At 53.3% G+C, this 703-nt stretch carries 1 rRNA gene; it reads left to right on the top strand.

Going from position 1 to position 703, the window contains the following annotated elements:
* A 23S ribosomal RNA gene (locus KBX07_RS11320) occupies positions 1–703 on the top strand; the annotation flags it as partial.

Here is a 703-nt window from a genome sequence, read left to right as displayed (position 1 = left end):
GTGTGAGGCGTGATGCGTAGCCCGTATGGGGTGATGGTGGTGATCCTATGCTGTCGAGAAAAGCCTCTAGCGATGTGTGTGTACGGCCCGTACCCGAAACCGACACAGGTAGTCAGGTAGAAAATACTCAGGCGGTCGGGTGAACTGTGGTTAAGGAACTCGGCAAATTGCCCCCGTAACTTCGGGAGAAGGGGGGCCATGACTGGTGAGCGCACCATGCGTGTGTGAGCTGGTTGTGGTCGCAGAGAAGAGAGGGAAGCGACTGTTTATCAAAAACACAGGTCCGTGCGAAGACGGTCAAGTTGATGTATACGGACTGACGCCTGCCCGGTGCTGGAAGGTTAAGAGGACCTGTTAGACCCTTTGTGGTCGAAGCGGAGAATTTAAGCCCCAGTAAACGGCGGTGGTAACTATAACCATCCTAAGGTAGCGAAATTCCTTGTCGGGTAAGTTCCGACCTGCACGAATGGCGTAACGACTTCCCTGCTGTCTCAACCACAGGCCCGGTGAAATTGCACTACGAGTAAAGATGCTCGTTACGCGCGGCAGGACGAAAAGACCCCGGGACCTTCACTATAGCTTGGTATTGGTGTTTACTGCGGTTTGTGTAGCATAGGTGGGAGACTTAGAAGCGTTCACGCTAGTGGGTGTGGAGTCGGCAAGTGAAATACCACTCTGACCGTAGTGGATGTCTTAACCTTGG

The organism is Corynebacterium sp. CCUG 70398 (assembly GCF_024454055.1).
Taxonomy (GTDB): Bacteria; Actinomycetota; Actinomycetes; order Mycobacteriales; family Mycobacteriaceae; genus Corynebacterium; species Corynebacterium genitalium.
Note: the sequence above shows the minus strand (reverse complement) of the source record. Positions and strands in the feature narration are given on the sequence as shown.